The 20,273-nt window shown below is 69.0% G+C and carries 19 protein-coding genes and 1 pseudogene; 9 read left to right on the top strand and 11 right to left on the bottom strand.

The window, feature by feature from the left end; all coding sequences use genetic code 11:
* Positions 1-3: 3 nt before the first annotated feature.
* Genes AC5Y4T_RS04645 through AC5Y4T_RS04660 form a run of 4 tightly spaced genes read right to left on the bottom strand, consistent with a single transcriptional unit; the run spans position 4 to position 3,073 of the window.
* Positions 4-753: an adenosylcobinamide-GDP ribazoletransferase gene (locus AC5Y4T_RS04645; RefSeq protein ID WP_499915931.1), complete on the bottom strand. Its 750-nt coding sequence runs from the start codon at positions 751-753 to the stop codon at positions 4-6.
* Positions 750-1,823, bottom strand: a complete 1,074-nt coding sequence (gene cobT / locus AC5Y4T_RS04650) for a nicotinate-nucleotide--dimethylbenzimidazole phosphoribosyltransferase (RefSeq protein ID WP_499916734.1) — start codon at positions 1,821-1,823, stop codon at positions 750-752. Before cobT ends, AC5Y4T_RS04645 begins: the two co-directional genes overlap by 4 nt.
* Positions 1,820-2,356, bottom strand: coding sequence for a bifunctional adenosylcobinamide kinase/adenosylcobinamide-phosphate guanylyltransferase (locus AC5Y4T_RS04655; protein WP_499915933.1), 537 nt, complete (start codon positions 2,354-2,356; stop codon positions 1,820-1,822). The genes cobT and AC5Y4T_RS04655 overlap by 4 nt, the downstream gene beginning before the upstream one ends.
* Before the next feature lie 27 nt (positions 2,357-2,383).
* Positions 2,384-3,073: a DUF3043 domain-containing protein gene (locus AC5Y4T_RS04660; RefSeq protein ID WP_499915935.1), complete on the bottom strand. Its 690-nt coding sequence runs from the start codon at positions 3,071-3,073 to the stop codon at positions 2,384-2,386.
* Positions 3,074-3,260: 187 nt separating this feature from the next.
* Between AC5Y4T_RS04660 and AC5Y4T_RS04665 the strand changes: the two genes are divergently transcribed.
* Both AC5Y4T_RS04665 and AC5Y4T_RS04670 read left to right on the top strand, forming a co-directional pair.
* Positions 3,261-4,337 carry a glycerate kinase family protein gene (locus tag AC5Y4T_RS04665; protein WP_499915937.1) on the top strand — a complete coding sequence of 359 codons (1,077 nt, stop codon included), beginning with the start codon at positions 3,261-3,263 and terminating at the stop codon, positions 4,335-4,337.
* Positions 4,338-4,433: 96 nt separating this feature from the next.
* A complete protein-coding gene (locus tag AC5Y4T_RS04670; protein ID WP_067125889.1) occupies positions 4,434-4,793 on the top strand; it encodes a HesB/IscA family protein in 360 nt (119 codons plus the stop codon).
* A 58-nt stretch (positions 4,794-4,851) separates the two neighbouring features.
* Here AC5Y4T_RS04670 and AC5Y4T_RS04675 read toward each other — a convergent pair whose 3' ends face one another.
* Positions 4,852-5,526, bottom strand: a complete 675-nt coding sequence (locus AC5Y4T_RS04675) for an Rv0361 family membrane protein (protein ID WP_499952305.1) — start codon at positions 5,524-5,526, stop codon at positions 4,852-4,854.
* A 183-nt stretch (positions 5,527-5,709) separates the two neighbouring features.
* Here AC5Y4T_RS04675 and AC5Y4T_RS04680 point away from each other — a divergent pair, with 183 nt between their 5' ends.
* A complete protein-coding gene (locus AC5Y4T_RS04680; protein WP_499950628.1) occupies positions 5,710-6,681 on the top strand; it encodes a carbohydrate kinase family protein in 972 nt (323 codons plus the stop codon).
* A gap of 71 nt (positions 6,682-6,752) precedes the next feature.
* Here AC5Y4T_RS04680 and asnB read toward each other — a convergent pair whose 3' ends face one another.
* Positions 6,753-8,720: an asparagine synthase (glutamine-hydrolyzing) gene (gene asnB / locus AC5Y4T_RS04685; RefSeq protein ID WP_499952306.1), complete on the bottom strand. Its 1,968-nt coding sequence runs from the start codon at positions 8,718-8,720 to the stop codon at positions 6,753-6,755.
* Between the two features lie 189 nt (positions 8,721-8,909).
* Between asnB and ctaC the strand changes: the two genes are divergently transcribed.
* From ctaC to AC5Y4T_RS04705, 4 genes are all read left to right on the top strand, one after another.
* The gene (ctaC, locus tag AC5Y4T_RS04690; RefSeq protein ID WP_499952338.1) at positions 8,910-9,977 is read left to right on the top strand and encodes an aa3-type cytochrome oxidase subunit II; all 1,068 of its coding nucleotides are present in this window, start codon (positions 8,910-8,912) and stop codon (positions 9,975-9,977) included.
* A gap of 13 nt (positions 9,978-9,990) precedes the next feature.
* Positions 9,991-10,410 (top strand): cytochrome c oxidase subunit 4, encoded by a 420-nt coding sequence (locus AC5Y4T_RS04695; protein ID WP_499915947.1) that lies wholly within the window; start codon positions 9,991-9,993, stop codon positions 10,408-10,410.
* Between the two features lie 187 nt (positions 10,411-10,597).
* Positions 10,598-11,548 (top strand): MmpS family transport accessory protein, encoded by a 951-nt coding sequence (locus AC5Y4T_RS04700; protein ID WP_499952307.1) that lies wholly within the window; start codon positions 10,598-10,600, stop codon positions 11,546-11,548.
* A complete protein-coding gene (locus tag AC5Y4T_RS04705) occupies positions 11,548-12,189 on the top strand; it encodes a DUF2561 family protein (RefSeq protein ID WP_499952308.1) in 642 nt (213 codons plus the stop codon). The genes AC5Y4T_RS04700 and AC5Y4T_RS04705 overlap by 1 nt, the downstream gene beginning before the upstream one ends.
* Before the next feature lie 185 nt (positions 12,190-12,374).
* Here the strand turns inward: AC5Y4T_RS04705 and qcrB are convergent, their stop codons facing one another.
* The 4 genes from qcrB to ctaE are packed head-to-tail and all read right to left on the bottom strand — an operon-like array spanning position 12,375 to position 16,855.
* Complete coding sequence (qcrB, locus tag AC5Y4T_RS04710) at positions 12,375-14,087, bottom strand: cytochrome bc1 complex cytochrome b subunit (RefSeq protein ID WP_499952309.1); 1,713 nt, start codon at positions 14,085-14,087, stop codon at positions 12,375-12,377.
* Positions 14,084-15,307 carry a cytochrome bc1 complex Rieske iron-sulfur subunit gene (qcrA, locus tag AC5Y4T_RS04715; RefSeq protein WP_499915955.1) on the bottom strand — a complete coding sequence of 408 codons (1,224 nt, stop codon included), beginning with the start codon at positions 15,305-15,307 and terminating at the stop codon, positions 14,084-14,086. Before qcrA ends, qcrB begins: the two co-directional genes overlap by 4 nt.
* 49 nt (positions 15,308-15,356) lie before the next feature.
* Positions 15,357-16,214 carry a cytochrome bc1 complex diheme cytochrome c subunit gene (qcrC, locus tag AC5Y4T_RS04720; protein WP_499915957.1) on the bottom strand — a complete coding sequence of 286 codons (858 nt, stop codon included), beginning with the start codon at positions 16,212-16,214 and terminating at the stop codon, positions 15,357-15,359.
* A gap of 29 nt (positions 16,215-16,243) precedes the next feature.
* Positions 16,244-16,855: an aa3-type cytochrome oxidase subunit III gene (gene ctaE, locus AC5Y4T_RS04725; RefSeq protein ID WP_082971318.1), complete on the bottom strand. Its 612-nt coding sequence runs from the start codon at positions 16,853-16,855 to the stop codon at positions 16,244-16,246.
* A 140-nt stretch (positions 16,856-16,995) separates the two neighbouring features.
* On the opposite strand from ctaE, the gene trpD reads away from it, so the two are divergent.
* On the top strand, positions 16,996-18,072 hold the full coding sequence (gene trpD / locus AC5Y4T_RS04730) for an anthranilate phosphoribosyltransferase (protein WP_499915959.1): 1,077 nt from the start codon (positions 16,996-16,998) through the stop codon (positions 18,070-18,072).
* Here the strand turns inward: trpD and AC5Y4T_RS04735 are convergent.
* A pseudogene (locus AC5Y4T_RS04735) lies at positions 18,010-19,893 on the bottom strand (DEDD exonuclease domain-containing protein); the annotation flags it as partial. The gene trpD and the pseudogene AC5Y4T_RS04735 overlap by 63 nt on opposite strands.
* 106 nt (positions 19,894-19,999) lie before the next feature.
* Here AC5Y4T_RS04735 and AC5Y4T_RS04740 point away from each other — a divergent pair.
* Positions 20,000-20,254 (top strand): hypothetical protein, encoded by a 255-nt coding sequence (locus tag AC5Y4T_RS04740; RefSeq protein ID WP_499950621.1) that lies wholly within the window; start codon positions 20,000-20,002, stop codon positions 20,252-20,254.
* The last annotated feature ends 19 nt before the right edge of the window (positions 20,255-20,273 follow it).

The raw sequence follows: 20,273 nt of genomic DNA on the forward strand, positions 1-20,273 counted from the left end.
CAGCTAGAACCGCACCAGGCCCGCGAGCAGCACCGCGGCCACCGTCACGGTCAATTCGATCGCGGCGCCCAGCACGTCACCGGTGATGCCGCCGAACCGGCGAACGCAGTGCCGCACCAGCAGCGCCCCGCAGCCCAGGCCCGCCAGCACCGCCACCGGTCCCTGCCACGGCCGCGGCCCGGCTACCACCGAAACGGCCAGCAGCGCCGCGACCCAGGCCGCCACCACCGCGGTCGGCTGGCTTGCGGCGACCCGCGCTCCCAGGGCGCTCCCATCGGCCGCCGGCACCGACCGGTGGCCGGCCAGCACCGCGGCCACCCGGCCCGCGAAAACCGCCACGGCCACCGCGGGGAGGGCTTGACCCGTGGCCCCCAGCGCCGAAAACGCCAGCGCCTGCAGCAGGATCACCATCACCACGGCGGCGACGCCGAACGGCCCGGTCGATCCTTCGCGCATCACCGCCAGCGCGCGCTGCGGCGGCCCGTAACAGCCCAGGCCGTCGGCGGTATCGGCGACGCCGTCGAGATGCAGGCCACGGGTCACCAGCAGCAGCACCGCGATCGCGAGCACTCCGGGCAGCGGGCTGGACCGGCCGAACGCATGAGTCCCACCCCACGTCACCGCCGCGGCCAACGCCCCGAGGGCGGCGCCCACCGCCGGCAGCGCGGTCATGGCGCCGCGACCCATCGGGGCATTACCCGGAACGGGCAGCACCGTCCCGAACGCGAAAGCCGTTGCCAGAGAACGGATCACGACGGACGAGCGGCCTGATTTGGGCCGTCGGCGCGGTTGGATACACCGGCTTGGGTGAAGGTCGCCATCGACGACAGGGCGGCCACCGCGGCGCGCAGCACCGGCAGCGCGAGCGCAGCGCCGGTGCCCTCGCCCAGGCGCATGCGCAGGTCGAGAATCGGCTCCAAATCCAGCGCCGTCAGCGCCAGCGGGTGAGCGGGTTCGGTGGACCGGTGACCGGCCTGCCACCACAACCGGGCGCCCGGCGCCAGGTGCTCGGCGACCAGCGCGGCCGCCGTCACCGCCATGCCGTCGAGCAGCAACGGTGTGCGCCGGACCGCGGCCTGCGCGCAGAATCCGGCCATCGCGGCCAGGTCGGCGCCGCCCGCGCTGCGCAGCAGCGCGACCGGATCCGGCAACACCTGCCGCGCCCGAAACAGGGCATCGCGCACCGCGGCCGTCTTGCGGGCCCACCCGGCGTCATCGATCCCGGTGCCGAACCCCACCGCGACGACCGGCTCGGCGTTCGTCAACGCCGCCACCAATACCGTTGCGGCCGTGGTATTTCCGATCCCCATGTCGCCGGCCATCAACAGGTCGGCCCCGGCGTCGACCTCCTCGTCGGCGATGGCGGCGCCGGCCTCGAGCGCCCGCGCCGTCTCCTCGTCGCTCAACGCGTCCTCGACCCGGATGTCGCCGCTGGCGCGTCGCACCTTATGGGCGCCGATCCGTTCGGTCAGCGGGTCCGCGTCCACAGCCAGGTCGGCGACCCGCACCGTTGCCCCGGCGATGTCGGCCAGGGCGTTGATCGCGGCCCCGCCGGCATCGAAGTTGGCGACCATCTGCGCGGTCACCTCCGGTGGGTACGCCGACACCCCCGAGCGGGCGACACCGTGGTCACCCGCGAACACCACCACCCGGGCGCGCTCGAATTGCCTTGGCGGGCACTGTCCTTGGCACGCTGAGACCCACACCGACAAATCCTCGAGGCGGCCCAGCGCGCCCTTGGGCTTGGTCAGGGTGTCCTGGCGGGCACGGGCGACGGCGGCGACCCCGGCATCGGGCGGTGACACGGCGGCGAATTCCATCAGGCCCCCGACGGTTTGATCCGGACCGGCTGCCCGGCCACCACCAGCACCACTCGGTCGCACAGCCGCGCCAGGCGCTGGTTGAGGCTGCCGAGTTCGTCGGCGAACCGGCGTCCGGACGCGGTGGCGGGAACGATCGTCAGCCCGACCTCGGGGCTGACCAGCACCAGTGGGGAAGCGAAGTCGCCGACCGCGACCAGCACCTCATCGACGGGGGCCGCCACCGAGCCGTCATCCCAGGCGTTGGTGCGGTCCAGGGCGCCGGTCAGCCAGGTGCCCAGATCGTCGACCAGTGTGGGGGTGTCCGGCGATTGGCGCAATTGCGTTGCGATGTCGTCGGTTTCGATCGTCGACCAGTGCGCGGGCCGGCGGCTGCGATGCTCGGCGATCCGGTGCGCCCAGGCCGCATCGTCGTGGCCGGCCGGCCCGGGCGCCAGGTAGTGAACCGCCTGCCCGGCCCGCAATCCGTCGGCAATGGCTTTTTCCGCCCACCGCGATTTGCCTGACCTGATCCCGCCGAGCACCAGGGTGCGCACCGGTGTCAGCCCGCCTTCCGGCGAACTTTAATCGACACTGGCGCCGTGCTTGACCTGGGCCCGTGGCGTCCGCATCCGGCGCATCTGAGACGCCCGGCCGGCGGCGTAAAGGCCTAGCTTCCAACGGCTTTCGGTGTTGCTCGGGAATTTCGTGTCGACCAGCCTGCTCACCTTGCGGCCCAGGATCAGGCCGTCGACGCTCATCACGGCCATCAACACCAACATGGCCGGCGATATCCACAGCTGCAGCTGCGGCACGCCGAACATGATGAACATCAAGAACAGGGTCGACGGCATGAACAGGCCCAGCAGATTGCGCCGGGAGTCCACCACGTCGCGAACGTAGCGGCGGATGGGCCCCTGGTCGCGAGGTAACAGGTAGCCCTCTTCGCCGGCCATCATCCGCTCCCGGCGCTCCGACATGCGGGCCCGGCCGGCGGCCTTGTCCGCCCGGCGCTCCTCGCGGCTGAGCTTGGGACCGGCCAGTGATTTGCGGCGGGCCCGCGCCTCGGAGGCCGTCATGGGCGCGGGCGCGATCGGCCCCTTTTTGGCGTTGCGGCGGGCCTCATTGCGTTTGGGCGTGGGCCGCCCCTTGGGGCCCGTCCGCTGCGCATCGCGTGCGGCGCCTGACGCGCCGGCAAGCCCGGAGGCGGCCGGCGCGGCGGCGCTCTCGTCGAGCTCGGTGTCCTGGCCTTTCTTGCGGCCCAACAGCTTCACAGTGGCCAGGTTACTTCGCGGACGGTTCGCGCCGGAATTCGCCCGGAATGCCTTCCTATTAGACCTGCTTGGTGACTCGCTTGGCCCTACTCTTACACGAGATGAACGGCTGCCTTTGATGGACAACGGGTCAATGGGCTCCGACGGGGGTCCCGGCCTGGCCCCCGGCCGTCTTCAATTGCCCGCTATGCAAGTTCTGGTGGCCCCGGACTGCTACGGCGACAGCATGTCGGCCCTGGAGGCCTCCGCCGCCATCGCGACCGGCTGGACGCGGTCGCGTCCCGGCGACCGGTTCATCGTCGCCCCGCAATCCGACGGTGGCCCCGGCTTCGTCGAGGTCCTGGCCAGCCGGCTGGGGGAGATGCGGCGGCTGCGGGTGACCGGACCGCTGAAAGCCACCGCCGAAGCCGATTGGGTGTTCGATAGCGGCTCGGCCACCGCCTACCTGGAATGCGCGCAAGCGTGCGGTTTGGCGTTGATCGGCCGGGCGCCCAGTCCGGAGACCGCCATGGCGGCGCACAGCAAAGGCGTGGGACAGCTGATCGCCGAGGCGTTGCGGGTGGGGGCGACGCGGATCGTGGTCGGGCTGGGCGGCAGCGCCTGCACCGACGGCGGACAGGGCATGATCTCCGAACTCGGCGGGCTGGAGTCCGCCCGCCGGAAACTGGCGGACGTGGAGCTGATCGCTGCCTCCGACACCGAATACCCGCTGCTGGGACCGTGGGGGGCGGCCCGGGTGTTCGGACCGCAGAAGGGCGCCGACACGGCAACCGTGGCCGCACTGGAGGTTCGCCTGCAGGCGTGGGCGCTGATCCTGGAGGCGGTGGCCGGGCGCGACGTGAGCGCCGAGCCGGGCGCCGCGGCCGCAGGCGGCATCGGCGCCGGGCTCTTGGCGCTCGGCGGGCGCTGCGAGTCCGGCGCGGCCATCATCGCCGAACACACCCGGCTGTCCGACGACCTGGACACCGCCGAGATGATCGTCACCGGTGAGGGCCGGTTCGACGAGCAGTCCCTGCACGGCAAGGTGGTCGGATTTCTCGCCGACGCGGCCCGGCCGCGGGGGATTCCGGTGGTCGTGCTGGCCGGCCAAGTCGGCCTGGACAACGCGACCGTGCGCTCGGCGGGGATCATGGCGGCGTTATCCATCGCCGAGCACGCCGGATCGGTGCGCCTGGCGCAGGCCGACGCGGCCAACCAGCTCATGGGGCTGGCGTCCGTGGTTGCGGCGCGACTCGGGAATACCGGTCCTGCAAGGTACCGTTGATGGAGTGGACTTTCGGGCGGTCCGGATCGCCCGGCGCAAGCCGGCGATTGCGGGCTTGATCGACCCCACCCAACGATGAGGCATGTAGGAGAAGCAATGACGGTGCAAAACGAGTCGAACGCCACCACGACCCACGGCGTGATCCTGACCGAGGCCGCCGCCACCAAGGCAAAGTCCCTGCTGGACCAGGAGGGCCGCGACGACCTCGCGCTGCGCATCGCGGTGCAGCCCGGCGGGTGCGCCGGCCTGCGCTACAACCTCTTCTTCGACGACCGCGCGCTGGACGGCGACCTGACGGTGGAGTTCGGGGGAGTGAAGCTGACGGTGGACCGGATGAGCGCGCCCTACGTCGAAGGCGCGTCCATCGACTTCGTGGACACCATCGAGAAGCAGGGCTTCACCATCGACAACCCCAACGCCACGGGATCGTGCGCCTGCGGCGACTCGTTCAACTGATCGACTAGACCCCGCAACTCCGTCAGTCGGGCCGTGTGGTCCGGCTGACGGAGTGTGTCTAGTACGAGCCGCCGGTGCGCAGCACGTACGAGCACACCATGATCTGACCGCGCTGGAACAGCAGCTGCGCGATGCCCTGCACCTGCCCGTGCATCGGGCCGCCGCTCACCGGTGAAACCCGCATGGTGAACAAGGCCTGCGCCTGGTACTGCGACAGGTACACGATCTTGTCGATCGAGGTCAGCTCGACCTCGGAGAACTGCTTGCGGAACGCGTCACTGCTGAGCTTGGCCAGGGCCTGGTCGGATCGTTTGTCCTGGACGCCGTCGTACAAACCGCACAGCGCATTGCGGGCGATCTCGTCGATGTCGCGGTGCTCGAGCGCGTCCAGATAGCCCTGGATGGCCGTCTTGGCCGCGCCCTCGGAGAAGGTGGCCCCGGTGTTGGCCCCGTTGGTGCGGACCCCGTACACGATGGCCACCGTCAGCACCGCGACGAGCGCGATGGCCAGCACGATGCCGACGATCAGCCGCCGCTTGGATCGCGGGTACGGGACCGGCGCGGGCGGCTGCCCGGCATAATTGGCGGCACCAGGTCCTGCCTGCGGAGCCGAGGTGAAGCCCGCGGCGTCGTCGGGAAACTCGAGTGGCTGGGATTGGCTAGAGGGCTCAGGTCCACCCGGTCCGCCGTCGCCGCCGCCGACGGTGTGGTTCGGCGAGTGCGGACCTGCCATCGTGGTTCTCCTACGGTGGTAGACGGGACTGCAATCGGGTTGCGGCCCGAGCAATGTGATCCCGGCGACTTGAGTGAGTTCCCTAGGGAGGCTAGCGCACTGCCTCGCGCCGGCCGCGCACACAGCGACGGTCGGGGCCCGTGAGTAAGCTAGATAACCTTACTAACGAAGGATGGAGTTTTCGTGACGATCGCGGTGACAGGTTCGATTGCAACCGACAATCTGATGCGGTTCCCCGGCCGGTTTTCCGAGCACCTGCTGGCCGAGCACCTGCAGAAGGTGTCCCTGAGTTTTCTGGTTGACGACCTGGTGATCCACCGCGGCGGCGTGGCGGGCAACATCGCCTTCGCCATCGGCGTGCTGGGCGGCGACGTGGCGCTGGTGGGTGCGGCCGGCGACGACTTCGGCGAGTACCGCGAATGGCTGCAGTCCCACGGCGTCAACTGCGACCACGTGCTGATCTCGCAGACCGCGAAAACCGCACGCTTCGTCTGCACGACCGATGAGGACATGGCCCAGATCGCATCCTTTTATCCCGGTGCCATGTCGGAGGCCCGCAACATCAAGCTCGCCGACGTCGCGTCCGCGGGCAAGCCGGACCTGGTGATCATCGGCGCCAACGACCCGGACGCGATGGTGGTGCACACCGAGGAGTGCCGCAAGCTCGGCCTGCCGTTCGCCGCCGACCCGTCCCAGCAGCTGCCGCGCCTGTCCGGCGAGGAGATCGACAAGCTCGTCGACGGGGCCGCCTACCTGTTCACCAACGACTACGAGTGGGAACTGCTGCTCTCCAAGACCGGCTGGTCCGAGGCCGACGTGCAGAAGAAGGTCGACCTGCGGGTGACCACGCTGGGCGCCAAGGGCGTCGACATCGTCGAGCGCGACGGGACGACCACCCACGTCGGCGTGGTGCCCGAGACCAGCCAGACCGACCCCACCGGCGTCGGCGACGCGTTCAGGGCCGGCTTCCTCACCGGCCGCACCGCCGGGCTGAGCCTCGAGCGGTCGGCTCAGCTCGGCTCGCTGGTCGCCGTTTTGGTGCTGGAGTCCACCGGAACCCAGGAGTGGACGTGGGACGCCGCGGTCGCCAAGACCCGACTCGCTGACGCCTACGGCGACGAGGCGGCCGCCGAGATCGCCGCGGTCCTCGCCTAGTCAGTTCGGCGAGCGGGCGCGAAAGCACCCAAAAATCGGCGTGTCGCGGCACTTTCGTGTCTGCTCGCAGGTCATAACTCGACGGGGTACACCGGCTCGCTGATCTGTGGCACCACGCTGTGCTCGACGAAGATCGCGTGCCAGAGCATGAAGATCAGCAGTGTCCACAGCCGACGGCTGTGATCGCTGACGCCGTTGCGATGCTCGTCGAGCATCCGGCGCACCGCGGCGAGGTCGACCAGGCGATCGGCCTGCCCGTCCTTCGCGGAGTCCACCATCGCGTACGCCCACTCCAGCAGCTCGCCCGCGCGCAACCAGTGCCGGATCGGGACCGGGAACCCGAGCTTGGGCCGGTGCAGCACGTGCGCCGGAACGATCGGCTCCAGCGCGCGCCGCAGCGCGTACTTCGTCGTCGCGCGGGTGATCTTGGCCTCGACCGGCAGCCGCGAGGCGACGGCGAACACCTCGGGATCCAGGAACGGCACCCGAAGCTCCAGCGAGTTGGCCATGGTCATCTTGTCGGCCTTGACCAAGATGTCGCCGCGCAGCCAGGTGAACAGGTCGATGTGCTGCATGCGGGCCACCGGATCCCAACCGGCCGATTCGGCATACAGCGACGCGGTGACGTCGGTGTGGGTCCATTCCTGGCGGAAGATGGGCAGCACGTCGCGCAGCTGCGCGTCGGAGAAGCTGCGGGCATTGCCGTAGTAGCGCTCCTCGAGCGTCAGCGAGCCGCGGTGCAGCAGGCTCTTGCCCCGCATGCCCTCCGGCAGGGGTTTGGACACCTTGCCCATCGACCGCCGCAGCGGCCGCGGCAGGTAGTTGAAGGGCTTCAGCGACAGCGGCTCCCGGTAAATCGTGTAGCCGCCGAACAGCTCGTCGGCCCCTTCGCCGGACAGCACCACCTTGACGTGCTTGCGGGCCTCCCGGGCGACGAAGAACAGCGGCACCAGCGCGGGGTCGGCCACCGGCTCGTCGAGGTACCAGACGATCTCCGGCAGGGCGGCGACGAACTCGTCGGGCTTGACCACCTTGGCGATGTGGCGGGCGCCGATCGCCTCGGCCGAGGCCACCGCGACGTCGATCTCGGAGAAGCCCTCGCGCTCGAAACCGGTGGTGAACGTGATCAGCCGGGGGTTGTGCCGGATGGCCAGCGCCGCGATGGCGGTGGAGTCGATCCCCCCGGACAGAAACGCCCCGACGGTCACGTCGGCGCGCATGTGCTTGGCCACCGAGTCCTCGAGCACCGCGGTGATCTCGTCGTAGCGGGCCTGTTCGGTGTCGCGGGTCATCGGAACGGCGGTAAAGCGTGGCGCGAAATACCGGGTGACCTCCGGTTGCAGCCGGTCGGGACGGATTCGGGCGTAGCAGCCCGATTCCAGCCGGCGCACCCCGCGGTGCAGCGTCTCGGGCTCGGGCACGTACTGCAGGACCGTGTAGTGCTGCACCGCCCGCTCGTCGATCCCGGTGTCGAACCCGATCAGCTCGGCCAGGTCCAGCAGGCACTTCTTCTCACTGGCCACCGCGGTGCCGCCGGCGCCGGTCGCCATGAACAGTGGCTTGATGCCGAAAGGGTCTCGCGCGCAGAACAATTCACGCGTCTCTGTGTCCCATAGCGCGAACGCGAACATGCCGCGCAGCCGCGCCAGTACGTCGGTGCCCCAGTAGTGATAGCCGACGACGATGGCCTCGCCGTCGCCGTCGGTGGCGAAGGTGGCGCCGTGTCGGGTGGCCAGTTCGTCGCGCAGCTCGAGGTAGTTGTAGATCTCGCCGTTGAACACCAGCACGTAGCGGTCGGGTGCCTCGGGCGGCCCCCAGCGCAGCGGTTGATGCGAATGCGCGATGTCGATGATGGACAGCCGGTTGAAGCCGAAAACGGCGGAGCCGTCGGTGTCCGGGTCCACCCACGTGCCGGGCTCGTCGGGCCCGCGGTGGCGCATCGAATGCGACGCGCGCGCGACGGCGGCGTCGGCTCGGGCGGCGGCGGCTTCATCATCCGAGCCCTCCGGGGCGGCAACGAACGCGAGCAGACCACACACGGCGCCCCAGTATGCCGCACTTTCCCGGCGTGCGTGGACGTCACACCCGGCACGTGGGCTATGGCCGGGCAGACTGGCGGGCCGGGGTTTCGTCGCCGGGCTCAGGAGCGTGGTCTACGCTGCGTAGTATTCGATATCCGAGCAGGAGGCGCTAACGTGACCCCTCGCGAGCAGGACCGTTCGCACCGTTTGTCGCAGGGCAGCTTTCGGCGCCGTTCCGGGGGCGCGGGGCAGGGCCTTTCGCGTCGTCTTCGGCCCTTCGCGCTCGCCTTGACGTTGGGCGTGCTGGCGTTGTTCCTGAGCGGATGCAGCAGCTGGGCGGACGCGCTGGCCCTGGGCTGGCCGCGGGGCATCACCCCGGAGGCGCACCTCAACCGCGAACTGTGGATCGGCGCGGTGATCGCCTCGCTCGTCGTCGGCGGCATCGTGTTCGGGCTGATCTTCTGGGCGTCCGCCTTCCACCGCAAGAAGGCGACCGACACCGAGCTGCCCCGCCAGTTCGGCTACAACATGCCGCTGGAGCTGGCGCTCACCGTGACGCCGTTCCTCATCATCTCGGTGCTGTTCTATTTCACCGTGGTCGTGCAGGAGAAGATGCTGCACCTGGCCAAGGACCCCGAGGTAGTGATCGACGTCACGGCCTTCCAGTGGAACTGGAAGTTCGGCTATCAACGCGTCGCCTTCAAGGACGGCACGCTGACCTACGACGGCACGGACCCCGAGCGCAAGAAGGCCATGCTCTCCAAGCCGGAGGGCAAGGACGCGCACGGTGAGGAGCGCGTCGGTGCCGTCCGCGGCTTCAACACCTCGGACCGCCAATACCTGAACTTCGACAAGGTCGAGACGCTGGGTTCCAGCGACGAGATCCCGGTGCTGGTGTTGCCCACGGGCAAGCGCATCGAATTCGATCTGGCGTCCGCGGACGTGGTTCACACGTTCTGGGTGCCCGAGTTCCTGTTCAAGCGCGACGTCATCCCGAACGCCGACGCGAACAACTCGGTGCACGTCTTCCAGACCGAGGAGATCCAGACGCCGGGCGCGTTCGTGGGCCACTGCGCGGAGTTCTGTGGCACCTATCACTCGATGATGAACTTCGAGGTTCGGGTGGTGACGCCCAACGACTTCAAGGCCTACCTGCAACAGCGGATGGGCGGAAAGAGCAACGCCGAGGCATTGCAGGCGATCGGGCAGGCCCCGCTCGCGGTGACCACCCACCCGTTCGACACCAAGCGCGGTCAATTGGCCGGAAGCCAGTAGGTTAGGACACCAAATGCATATCGAAGCCAGGCTATTCGAATTCATTGCCGGGTTCTTCATTGTGGTTGCGGTGCTCTACGGGGTGCTGACCGCGATCTTCGCCACCGGTGGTGTGGAGTGGGCGGGCACCACCGCGCTGGTGCTGACCGGTGGCCTTGCGATGATCACGGCGACGTTTTTCCGCTTTGTGGCGCGCCGGCTGGACACCCGGCCGGAGGACTACGAAGGCGCTGAGATCAGCGATGGAGCAGGCGAATTGGGCTTCTTCAGCCCGCACAGCTGGTGGCCGATTCTGGTGGCGCTGTCGGGCTCGGTGGTCGCGGTGGGCATCGCGCTGTGGCTGCCGTGGCTGATCGTCGCCGGAATCATGTTCGTCCTGACGTCGGTGGCCGGGCTGGTCTTCGAGTACTACCTCGGTCCCGAGAAGCACTGAATCGCGGCATAAAGGTCACAATCAGATCACGTGATTGGTGGGCCCTTCGCCACGACGGCTTTGCCCCTTTGGGGTTCGGTAGTGTTTTGCCCAGGCAAATGAGGAGCGTCCCAGCGCGCCCGCAACGATGCGATCGCGGATTCTTGCGCGCGGGTGAGGCAGTCGAACAGGGTAGGCAAAGGCAGAGATGAGCGGGTCGAGACCCCCGGGATGGGATCCTGACGAACCCGACCCTGCCGACCCGGTCAGCCACGAACCGCCTTCGGGCGATGCGCTGGGCGACGATCTGCAACCCGGCCCCGGCGGCGATGTCGAGGGCGAGCCGGAACCCTTCGCGGACAGGGCCGAACAGGCCGCCGCGAACCAGACCGACGAGACGGACGTGTACTCGAGGGCCTACTCCGCTCCGGAGTCCGAGCATTTCAGCACCGGCCCCTACGTGCCGGCCGATCTGCGGCTCTACGACTACGACGACTTCGACGAGTCCTCCGACGCCGACGACGGGCGCAGTACCGCGCGCTGGCCGTGGGTGGTGGGGGTCGCCGCCATCGTGGCCGCGATCGCGCTCGTCGTGTCGGTATCGCTGCTGTTCGCGCGCACCGATACCACCAAACTCGCCAACCCCGGAACCACCACCGCCCCGTCCACGCCGCCGCTGCAGGACGAGATCACGACCACCAAACCGCCACCGCCGCCGCCACCCCCGCCGCCGTCCACCACCGAACCGCCGCCCCCGCCGGCAACGGAGACCCAGACTGTGACGGTGACGCCTTCTCCGGCACCGCCGCCCCCGCCCGCACCCGCGCCGGCGCCACCGCCGGCGACGTCCACAGCGGCCGCGCCACCGCCGCCCACCACGCCGGCGGGACCGCGTCAGGTCACCTACTCGGTGACCGGCACCAAAGCCCCAGGAGACATCATTTCGGTGACCTACGTCGACGCGTCCGGCCGGCGGCGCACCCAGCACAACGTGTACATCCCGTGGTCGATGACGGTCACCCCGATCTCGCAATCGGACGTGGGATCGGTCGAGGCGTCCAGCCTGTTCCGGGTCAGCAGGCTCAATTGTTCGATCACCACCAGCGATGGAACGGTGCTCTCGTCGAACAGCAACGACTCCCCGCAGACGAGCTGCTGATGGTCAGCAGATATTCGGCTTACCGGCGCGACGTCGGTGACGACACCGTCGCGCCCGAGGTCGTGGACCGCATCCTGATGGGCGCGTGCGCCGCCATCTACCTCGTGCTGCTGGGCGTCAGCGTGGCGGCCGCCGTCGCACTGGCGGACCTGGGCAGGGGCTTTCACAAGGCGGCCAGCAGCCCGCACACCACCTGGGTGCTGTACGCCGTCATCGTCGTTTCGGCGCTGATCATCGCGGCCGCGATCCCCATCCTGTTGCGCGCCCGGCGGATGTCGCAGTCCGAGCCGGCGGCTCAGGCGATGACCGCGCCCGCGCGTGGACCGGCAAGGCCGTCGATGCGCCTGGGGACCGGTACCCCGCGCACCGGAACCGCCACGGCGCAAACGGCGACGTCCGCCTCGGGGGCCGAGTGGTCGGGCGAGGCGGTGGACCGAATCTGGTTGCGCGGCACCGTGATACTGACCGGCACGATGGGCGCCGCACTGATCGCGGTCGCCACGGCGACCTATCTGATGGCGGTCGGTCATGATGGCGCGTCGTGGGTCGGATATGGGTTCGCCGGCGTCATCACCGCGGCCATGCCGGCGGTGGAGTGGCTGCACATCCGCCAGCTGCGCGAGGCCGTCGCCGAGCAGTAGCCACCCGAACCGGGGCGGGCGCCTCGGCCTGGTTGGCGTCGGGGGTTCGCGCGGCGGCGGCGTCGACACGTAAACCACACAGACGACACGCCGTGCGGCGTCGCTATGGCTTAAGTCTCGCGGTCACAAGCTGCCGGTGCGCCGCCCACGCAATCGCGGGCGGCGTCGCTCGGCAGGGAAATGGGCTAGTGCTCGGCGCCTTCGCCGTTCGTCGAACCGTTCGTCGAGCCGTTCGTCGAACCGTTCAGGCCGTCCTGGTGTTCGCGCAGTGCGGTCAGGGCGCGTCGCTCAGAGCGGTGCGCCGCCTCTCGCAACGCCGCATCCTCGGACAACGGGTCGGCGCGCAGGAAGCTGCCGCTGCCCGGAGTTCCGCCCGAGCCCAGCTTGTTCATCTTCTTGGGCAGAGCCGCCCCCTGGTAGGCCAGCGGCAGCGGGTGGCCGTGGTCGTCGACCGGGCCGAGCGGCTGGTGCAGCTCGATGTAGGCACCGTGCGGCAGTCGCTTGATGATGCCGGTCTCGATGCCGTGCTCGAGCACCGCGCGGTCGCTGCGCTGCAGTCCGATGCACCACCGGTAGGTGATGAAATAGACAACCGGCGGAACGATCACCATGCCGATGCGCCCGATCCACGTCGTCGCGTTCAGCGAGATGTCGAACTTGAACGCGATGATGTCGTTCATCGCGCACAGCGTCAGCAACATGTAGAACGCGATCGCCATCGCGCCGATCGACGTGCGCACCGGCACGTCGCGCGGCCGCTGCAGCAGGTTGTGGTGCGCGTAGTCACCGCTGAACCGCTTTTCCAGGAACGGGTAGATGATCAGCAGGACGAAGATCAGGCCCATGATCAACGCCACCCACACGGCCGCGGGGACGGTGTGGTGCCAGAAGTAGAACTCCCATGGCGGCCAGATACGCGCCAGGCCTTCGGTCCACATCATGTAGAAGTCGGGCTGCGAACCGGCCGAGACGTGAGAAGGCTTGTAGGGGCCCAGGTTCCAGATCGGGTTGATCTGCAGCAGGCCACCCAGCAGGCCCAGCACGCCGACGATCGCGGCGAAGAATGCGCCGGACTTGACGGCGAACACCGGCATCACTCGCACGCCGACCACGTTGTGCTCGGTGCGTCCGGGTCCGGGGAACTGGGTGTGCTTCTGGAACCACACCATGGCCAGGTGCAGCCCGATCAGCGCCAGGATGATGCCCGGCAGCAGCAGGATGTGCAGGGCATACATCCGCGGGATGATGTAACCCGCTGTGGCGCATTCGTTTCCGACGCCACCGCAGGGGAAGTCACCGCCGAACAGGGCCCAGTGCAACCAGGTGCCGATCACCGGCATACCCAACGTGATCGAGGACAGCGCGGCGCGCAACCCGATGCCCGACAACAGGTCGTCGGGGAGCGAGTAACCGAAGTAACCCTCGAACATGGCCAGGATCAGCAGCAGCGAGCCGATCACCCAGTTGGCCTCGCGTGGCCGCCGGAAGGCGCCGGTGAAGAAGATGCGGGCCAAGTGCACCATGATCGACGCGGCGAAAATCAGTGCGGCCCAGTGGTGGACCTGCCGGACGAACAGACCGCCGCGCACCTCGAAGGAGATGTCGAGCGTCGATGCGAAGGCCTTCGACATGTCCACGCCGCGCAGCGGCTGATACGCGCCGTTGTAGGTGATCTCACCCATGGACGGGTCGAAGAACAGCGTCAGGTACACACCGGTGAGCAGCAGCACGATGAAGCTGTACATCGCGATCTCACCCAAGAGGAACGACCAGTGGGTGGGGAACACCTTGTTGAGCTGTCTGCGAACCGCCGCCGACGGGTGGTAACGCGTGTCGATGTCCTCGCCCTGACGGGCCAGGACATCGCCGATCTTCGGGGGGCTGAATTTCGGACTCATGTTGTCGTCCTCTCCCAGAATGCCGGTCCGACGGGCTCGACGAAGTCACCGTTGGCGACCAGATACCCGTTGGTGTCGATCGTGATCGGCAGTTGCGCCAACGCACGCGCGGCCGGCCCGAAAATCGGCTTCGCGAAGTGCAGCGCGTCGAACTGCGACTGGTGGCATGGGCACAAGATCCGGTAGGACTGCTCCTCGTACAGGGATGCGGGGCATCCCAGGTGCGAGCAGACCTTGGTATAGGCGAAGAATTCGCCGAAGTTGAAGCTTTCCTGACCCTGTCGCTTGACCACGCGCCCCATGTCGGTGGGCCGAACTCGGATGAGCATCACGGGGTTTCGCACACCCTGGTTGATGGCCCGCAGCCTCTCCTGCGATTCCGGGGTGGTGCCGTCGCCGTCGGACTCCCGCCAGGGGAAGACGGTTTCCATGCCGCCGGCGTCGAGATCCTCAGGCCGCATCTTGACGAACGGCGACGTCGAGGCGGAGCCGGTGGCGCGCGCCAGATAGATCGTTTCGCCGTGATAGCGCGGGGTCCACCCGGAGGTGAACAGCACGGCCTTCTTGCCGTCGGCGGTCTGCACCACCGGCTTCCACGGGTTCTTGATCAATCCGCCAGCAAACGCCACCAGGGTGGAAAGCCCGAACGCGCCCAGCCCCATCCCCAGCGAAAGGCCGATCAGCTTGCGCCGCCCGACGGTCGAACCCCCGTACGCGTCGGCCAGGTTCGCCACCACCGTTTTGCGGTCAACGTCCCGCGAGGCGCCGTCGTGGCGCTCCTGGATCGAAATCTCTTCCGGGATAAAGCGTTTCTGATACAGGATGACGCCGATCCCGATTGACAGGATCGCCATCCCGAACGTCAGCCCGTACAGCGGGGTGGTCAGGTCGTAGAGGAAGCTCCCGGCCTCCTCCTTGGGCTTGTACTCCCACGGCCAGAACAAGAAGATCAGCAGCAGTGCCAGCCCGAAGAAGCCACCCAGCAAAAGCCAGAGGGCAACCCCGCGCTCGGCGCGCTTTTCGGCCTTGGTGCCCTCGATAGGCCAACGGGGTTCCTTGAACACCGTTTCGACGCCGTCCAGCTTGCCGCCTAACGCCACCAGTTCCTGCTGCGACATGGCGGCCAGCGCCGCGTCGTCGGGCTCCCTCTGGCCGACGCCGTGCGGGCTCCCGCCGGTGTCAGAGCCGCGACCGGCTCCCTGATCCAAGGCGTCGCTCATTTTGCGCCGCTCCTCCTCATCGCTGCGCTCTGCATCGTCTCGGCGCGGCTCATGCTCGTGCCCCAATCCACAGTGCCAGCCCGATGGCGGCGACCATCCCGATGATCCAGGCGGCCATACCCTCGGGTGCGGGCCCGAATCCACCCAGGCCGTAGCCGCCCGGCTGGCGCTCCTCGGTCACCGCCTTGATGTAGCCGATGATGTCCTTCTTAGCCTCGAAAGACAGCTGACGGTCGGAGAATTTCGGCATGTTCTGCGGGCCGGTCCGCATGGCCGCCAGGATCTGCTGCTCGTTGGCGGGCTCCAGATCCGGCGCGTACTTGCCCGACGACAGCGCCCCGCCCTTGCCGGTGAAGTTGTGGCACGACGAGCAGTTCAGCCGGAACAGGTCGCCGCCGCGGCCCAGGTCCTGGCCACGCAGCGAGCGCATCGCCAGGCTGCCGTCCGGGTTACGCACCGTGGTCGGGCCGCCGCCGTTGGCCTGGACGTAGGCGCCCAGAGCGTCGACCTGCCCCTCGTCGAAGATCGGTTCCTTGCGCGGCGCCTGAGCCTCACCGGTCATCGCCGGCATCCGGCCGGTCGACACCTGGAAGTAGACGGCTTCCTCGCCCACGCCGATCAGGCTGGGCCCGCGGTCGGGGACGCCCTGCAGGTTGGCCCCGTGGCAGGACACGCACGACGTGTCGAACAACTGCTTGCCGGTGCGCAGCAGTGCCGAGTTCGACTCGTCGGCGACGGCCACCTGCGGCCGCGGAGTCAGGATGGCGGCCAAACCGCCGGCGATGGTCAGCGCTATCAGCAGCAGCAGGCCGCCGGACAGCCGCCGACGCAGCCGCCGCCGCGAACGGTCACGCTGCCCGTGTGGCGGCTTGGCCGCACCGGATCGGGTAGATCCCAGTTTCTTCAACCGAGCACTCCTGTTCGTCCAGCGCCTGCTCATCGGATGAAATAGATCACGGCGAACAGCGCGATCCACACGATGTCGACGAAATGCCAGTAGTACGAGACGACGATGCTGGCCGTAGCCTGCGCCGGTGTGAACTTGCTCATCGCGGTGCGGGCCAGCAAGAAGATGAAGGCGATCAACCCGCCGGTGACGTGCAGGCCGTGGAATCCGGTGGCCAGGTAGAACACGCTGCCGTAGGCGCTCCCGGGGATGGTGGTCCCGTGCGACATCAGGTGGTAGTACTCGTAGCCCTGGCCGCAAACGAAGAACAGGCCCATCAGGAAGGTCAGCACGTACCAGCGGCGCAGCCCGAACACGTCGCCGCGCTCGGCCGCGAACACCCCCATCTGGCAGGTGAACGACGACGCGATCAGCACCAATGTGACCGGGACGGCCTGGTACAGGTTCAGCTCGGTCGGCGGCGGCGGCCACTTTCCACCCGATTGGGCGCGGGCGGTGAAGTACATCGCGAAGAGACCAGCAAAGAACATCAGCTCGCTGGAAAGCCAAACGATGGTGCCGACGCTGACCATGTTGGGTCGGTTCAGCGAATGCACCCGCGACGTAATTGCAGTACCCGAAGTAGCGGCAGCGCTGGTCACATCCGCAAGTATGACGCTTTGTAGTTGTTGAACTCCACCCGGGGCGGCAATTGATGTCCAACGCGTCGCGCCGGCGAGCGCGCCGGAAGGCTCGCGGTGGAGGTTGGGGCTACGCGTGGTCCGCGTGGGACCATCGGCGCGTGGCTTTGTCATCTGAGGCGCCCGGCGCGTCCGCGACATCGTGGCCGCGGGTCCTGTCTCGGCTGACCGGCGGTCAGGACCTGGCGCGCGGGCAGGCCGCCTGGGCCATGGACCAGATCATGGCCGGCGATGCCAGCCCCGCCCAGATCGCGGCCTTCGCGGTGGCGATGCAGGTGAAGATCCCCACCTCGGCCGAAGTCATCGAGCTGGCCGACGTGATGCTCAACCACGCGCTGCCGATGCCGGCCGGGGCCATCCGCGACGACACCGTCGACATCGTCGGTACCGGTGGCGACGGCGTCAACACGGTGAACCTGTCCACGATGGCGGCCATCGTCGCCGCGGCCGCCGGCGTGCCGGTGGTCAAACACGGCAACCGGGCGGCCTCGTCGCTGTCCGGCGGCGCCGACACGCTCGAGGCGCTCGGCATCCGGATCGACCTCGGGCCCGAAGACGTCGCACGCAGCCTCGCCGAGGTCGGCATCGGGTTCTGCTTCGCGCCGCTGTTCCACCCGTCCTACCGGCACACCTCCGCGGTGCGCCGCGAGATCGGTGTGCCGACGGTGTTCAATCTCCTTGGGCCGCTTACCAATCCGGCCAGACCGCGGGCCGGATTGATCGGCTGCGCGTTCGAGGGTCTCTCCGAGGTGATGGCCGGTGTGTTCGCCGCCCGCCGGTCCAGTGTGCTGGTGGTGCACGGCGACGACGGGCTCGACGAGCTGACGACCACCACGACCAGCACGATCTGGCGGGTGCAGGCCGGCACTGTGGACAAGCTGACCTTCGATCCGGCCGGATTCGGTTTTCCCCGAGCCGATCTCGACGACCTGCTGGGTGGCGACGCGCAGGCCAACGCGGCCGAGGTGCGAGCGGTGCTGGCCGGCGGCAAGGGCCCGGTGCGCGACGCCGTCGTGCTCAACGCCGCCGGCGCGATCGTCGCGCACGCGGGGTTATCCAGCCGCGCTGAATGGTTGCCGGCGTGGGAGGACGGGCTGGCCCGCGCCGGTAAGGCCATCGACTCGGGTGCGGCCGAACAACTGCTCGCGCGATGGGTGAGGTTCGGACAGCAGGTCTGATCCCCGGAGTTCCTGCGCCGAAAGCTGTTCTGCGGCCAGTCGCGCCGAGCGCGCCGACGCGGCCCACGCCGACCAGGCGCCCGCCGATCGCAGGGGAGACGCCCAGCCGTCCTCGGCGACCCGAACGATGCGCGCCCCCGCCGTCGTCAGCCAGCGCATGATGAGCGCGGTCTCCTCGACCAGTGCGCCGCCCAAAGGGCCGGGCGTGAGCAAAATCGCTTGTGCCCCAGCGACGATCGCGTCGATGACCGGCATCGGCGGCACCCCACGCCGGGCGCAGCCCGCCGCGGCGAGTTGGCCATGGCGGATGACGGCCAGGTGATAGCCACCCTGCCCATCGGGGGCGGCGGCGACCAGCTCGGGCAACGCAACCAGGGCGCGCAGCCGTTGGCCGCGCCATAGCGTCTCGATCGCGGTGACGGCGCGGTCGCGCAGTCGCGCGGCGCTCTCGAAGTGATGCCGCTCGGCGAGCGCGCCGACCTGGTCCACGGCCGCGGCCAGCGCGGCGTTGTCCGCGCCGTCGATCAACGCCGCGACCCGCGCCACGGCGGCGGCGTACTGAATGGCGGTGGCGTCACGCGCGGCCGGACAGGGCGACACCTCCGCCTCGGCGCACAGCGGCCCGTGCAGCGCCGAGCGCCCCAGCCGGTTGGTGCAGGTGCGCAACCCGGTGAACCGGGCCAGCAGGGCGGCCACGTCCGCGGCGTCGGCGCGGGCCCGGAACGGGCCGACGGCGCGGTCGTGCCGCGGCGCCCGCACCACCGCCAGGCGGGGGAAGGCCTCCTCGGTCAACGCCACCCACCACCATCGGTGCGGGAATCGGGACCGCCGGTTGTACGGCGGGGCGTGGGCGGCCAGCAGCCGCAGTTCCCGCACGCCGGCCTCCAGGGCGTGGGCGCATTCGACGTGGTCGACCGCGCCGGCCAGCGCGACCATCTCCTTCATCCGGCCCCGGGGGTCGGCCCCGGTGAAGTACTGATTGACCCGTCGTCGCAGGTCCACCGCGGTGCCGATGTACAGCACTTCGCCCGCCGGCCCCCGGAACAGATACACGCCGGGCCGGCGCGGCAGGCCCTCGGCGAGCACCCGCTTGCGGCGCTGAGTGGGTGTCACGTCCGGCAGGTAGGCGCGCAGGTCGGCATAGGTGTGCACGCCCTGGTTACCCACTCGCTCGATGAGGGCGTGCAACACGTCGACGGTGGCGCGCGCGTCGTCGAGGGCGCGGTGCGTGGGTTGGGTGGTTACCGCGAACAGCCGCGCCAGGGAGGCGAGCCGCACGCTGGGCGCTTCCTCCCGGCTGAGCACCCGGCGGGCCAGCCGGACCGTACACAACACCGGCGGCCGCGGCCACGCGATATCGCACTGCTGCGCGGCGGCGCGCAGGAAGCCGGCGTCGAACCCGGCATTGTGGGCGACGAGCACGGCTCCGCGATCGAACCCGGCGAACTCCAAGAACATCGGCAGCACCGCGTCGATGGTCGGCGCGTCGGTGACCATTGCGGTGGTGATCCCGGTGAGCTGCACGATCTGCGGCGGAATGCTGCGCTGCGGGTCCACCAGGGTGGCGAACTCGCCGAGCACCGCGCCGCCGCGCACCTTGACCGCCCCGATTTCGGTGATCGCGTCGGGAACGGCTCCGCCGGTGCTTTTGGTGCGCCCGCCGGTGGTCTCCAGGTCGACCACGACGAACGTCGTTTCGCGCAGCGAGAGTTCGTCGGGCGTGAACGGCGACCCCACGTCGGCGAAGCTCAGCTGGGTCGCACCCCTGGAAGCCACGGCGGTGACGTTAAGGGCGCCGACCGACACCAGCGCGCCTGCCACGCCGGGCGCGGGCGGAATGCGGGGCGGATACGTGTCGGTGCCCGCGGTTACGGTTCGGTCAGTGCGGCGCGGTGTGCGCCGAAGTCAGAGCGAGAGGACCGATCCGATGGCACCAAGACCTGGACCTAACGACATCGGGATGACGCCGCCGGAGCCGGGGACGCCGGTGGTGATCGATTGCGACGAGTGTGCGGTGCGCGGCCCCGGCTGCCGCGACTGCGTCGTCAGTGTGATACTCGGGGTCCCGGATACTTTATTGCAGGATGAACGGGCGGCTTTGGAGGTTCTTGCCGAGGTTGGCCTGGCGCCGCGACTTCGTCTGGTCCCGATTCGTCGGGATCGAGGATCTGGTGTAGCCTAATTGCCTTGTCCCACAAAGG

Source organism: Mycobacterium sp. NGS11 (assembly GCF_059813315.1).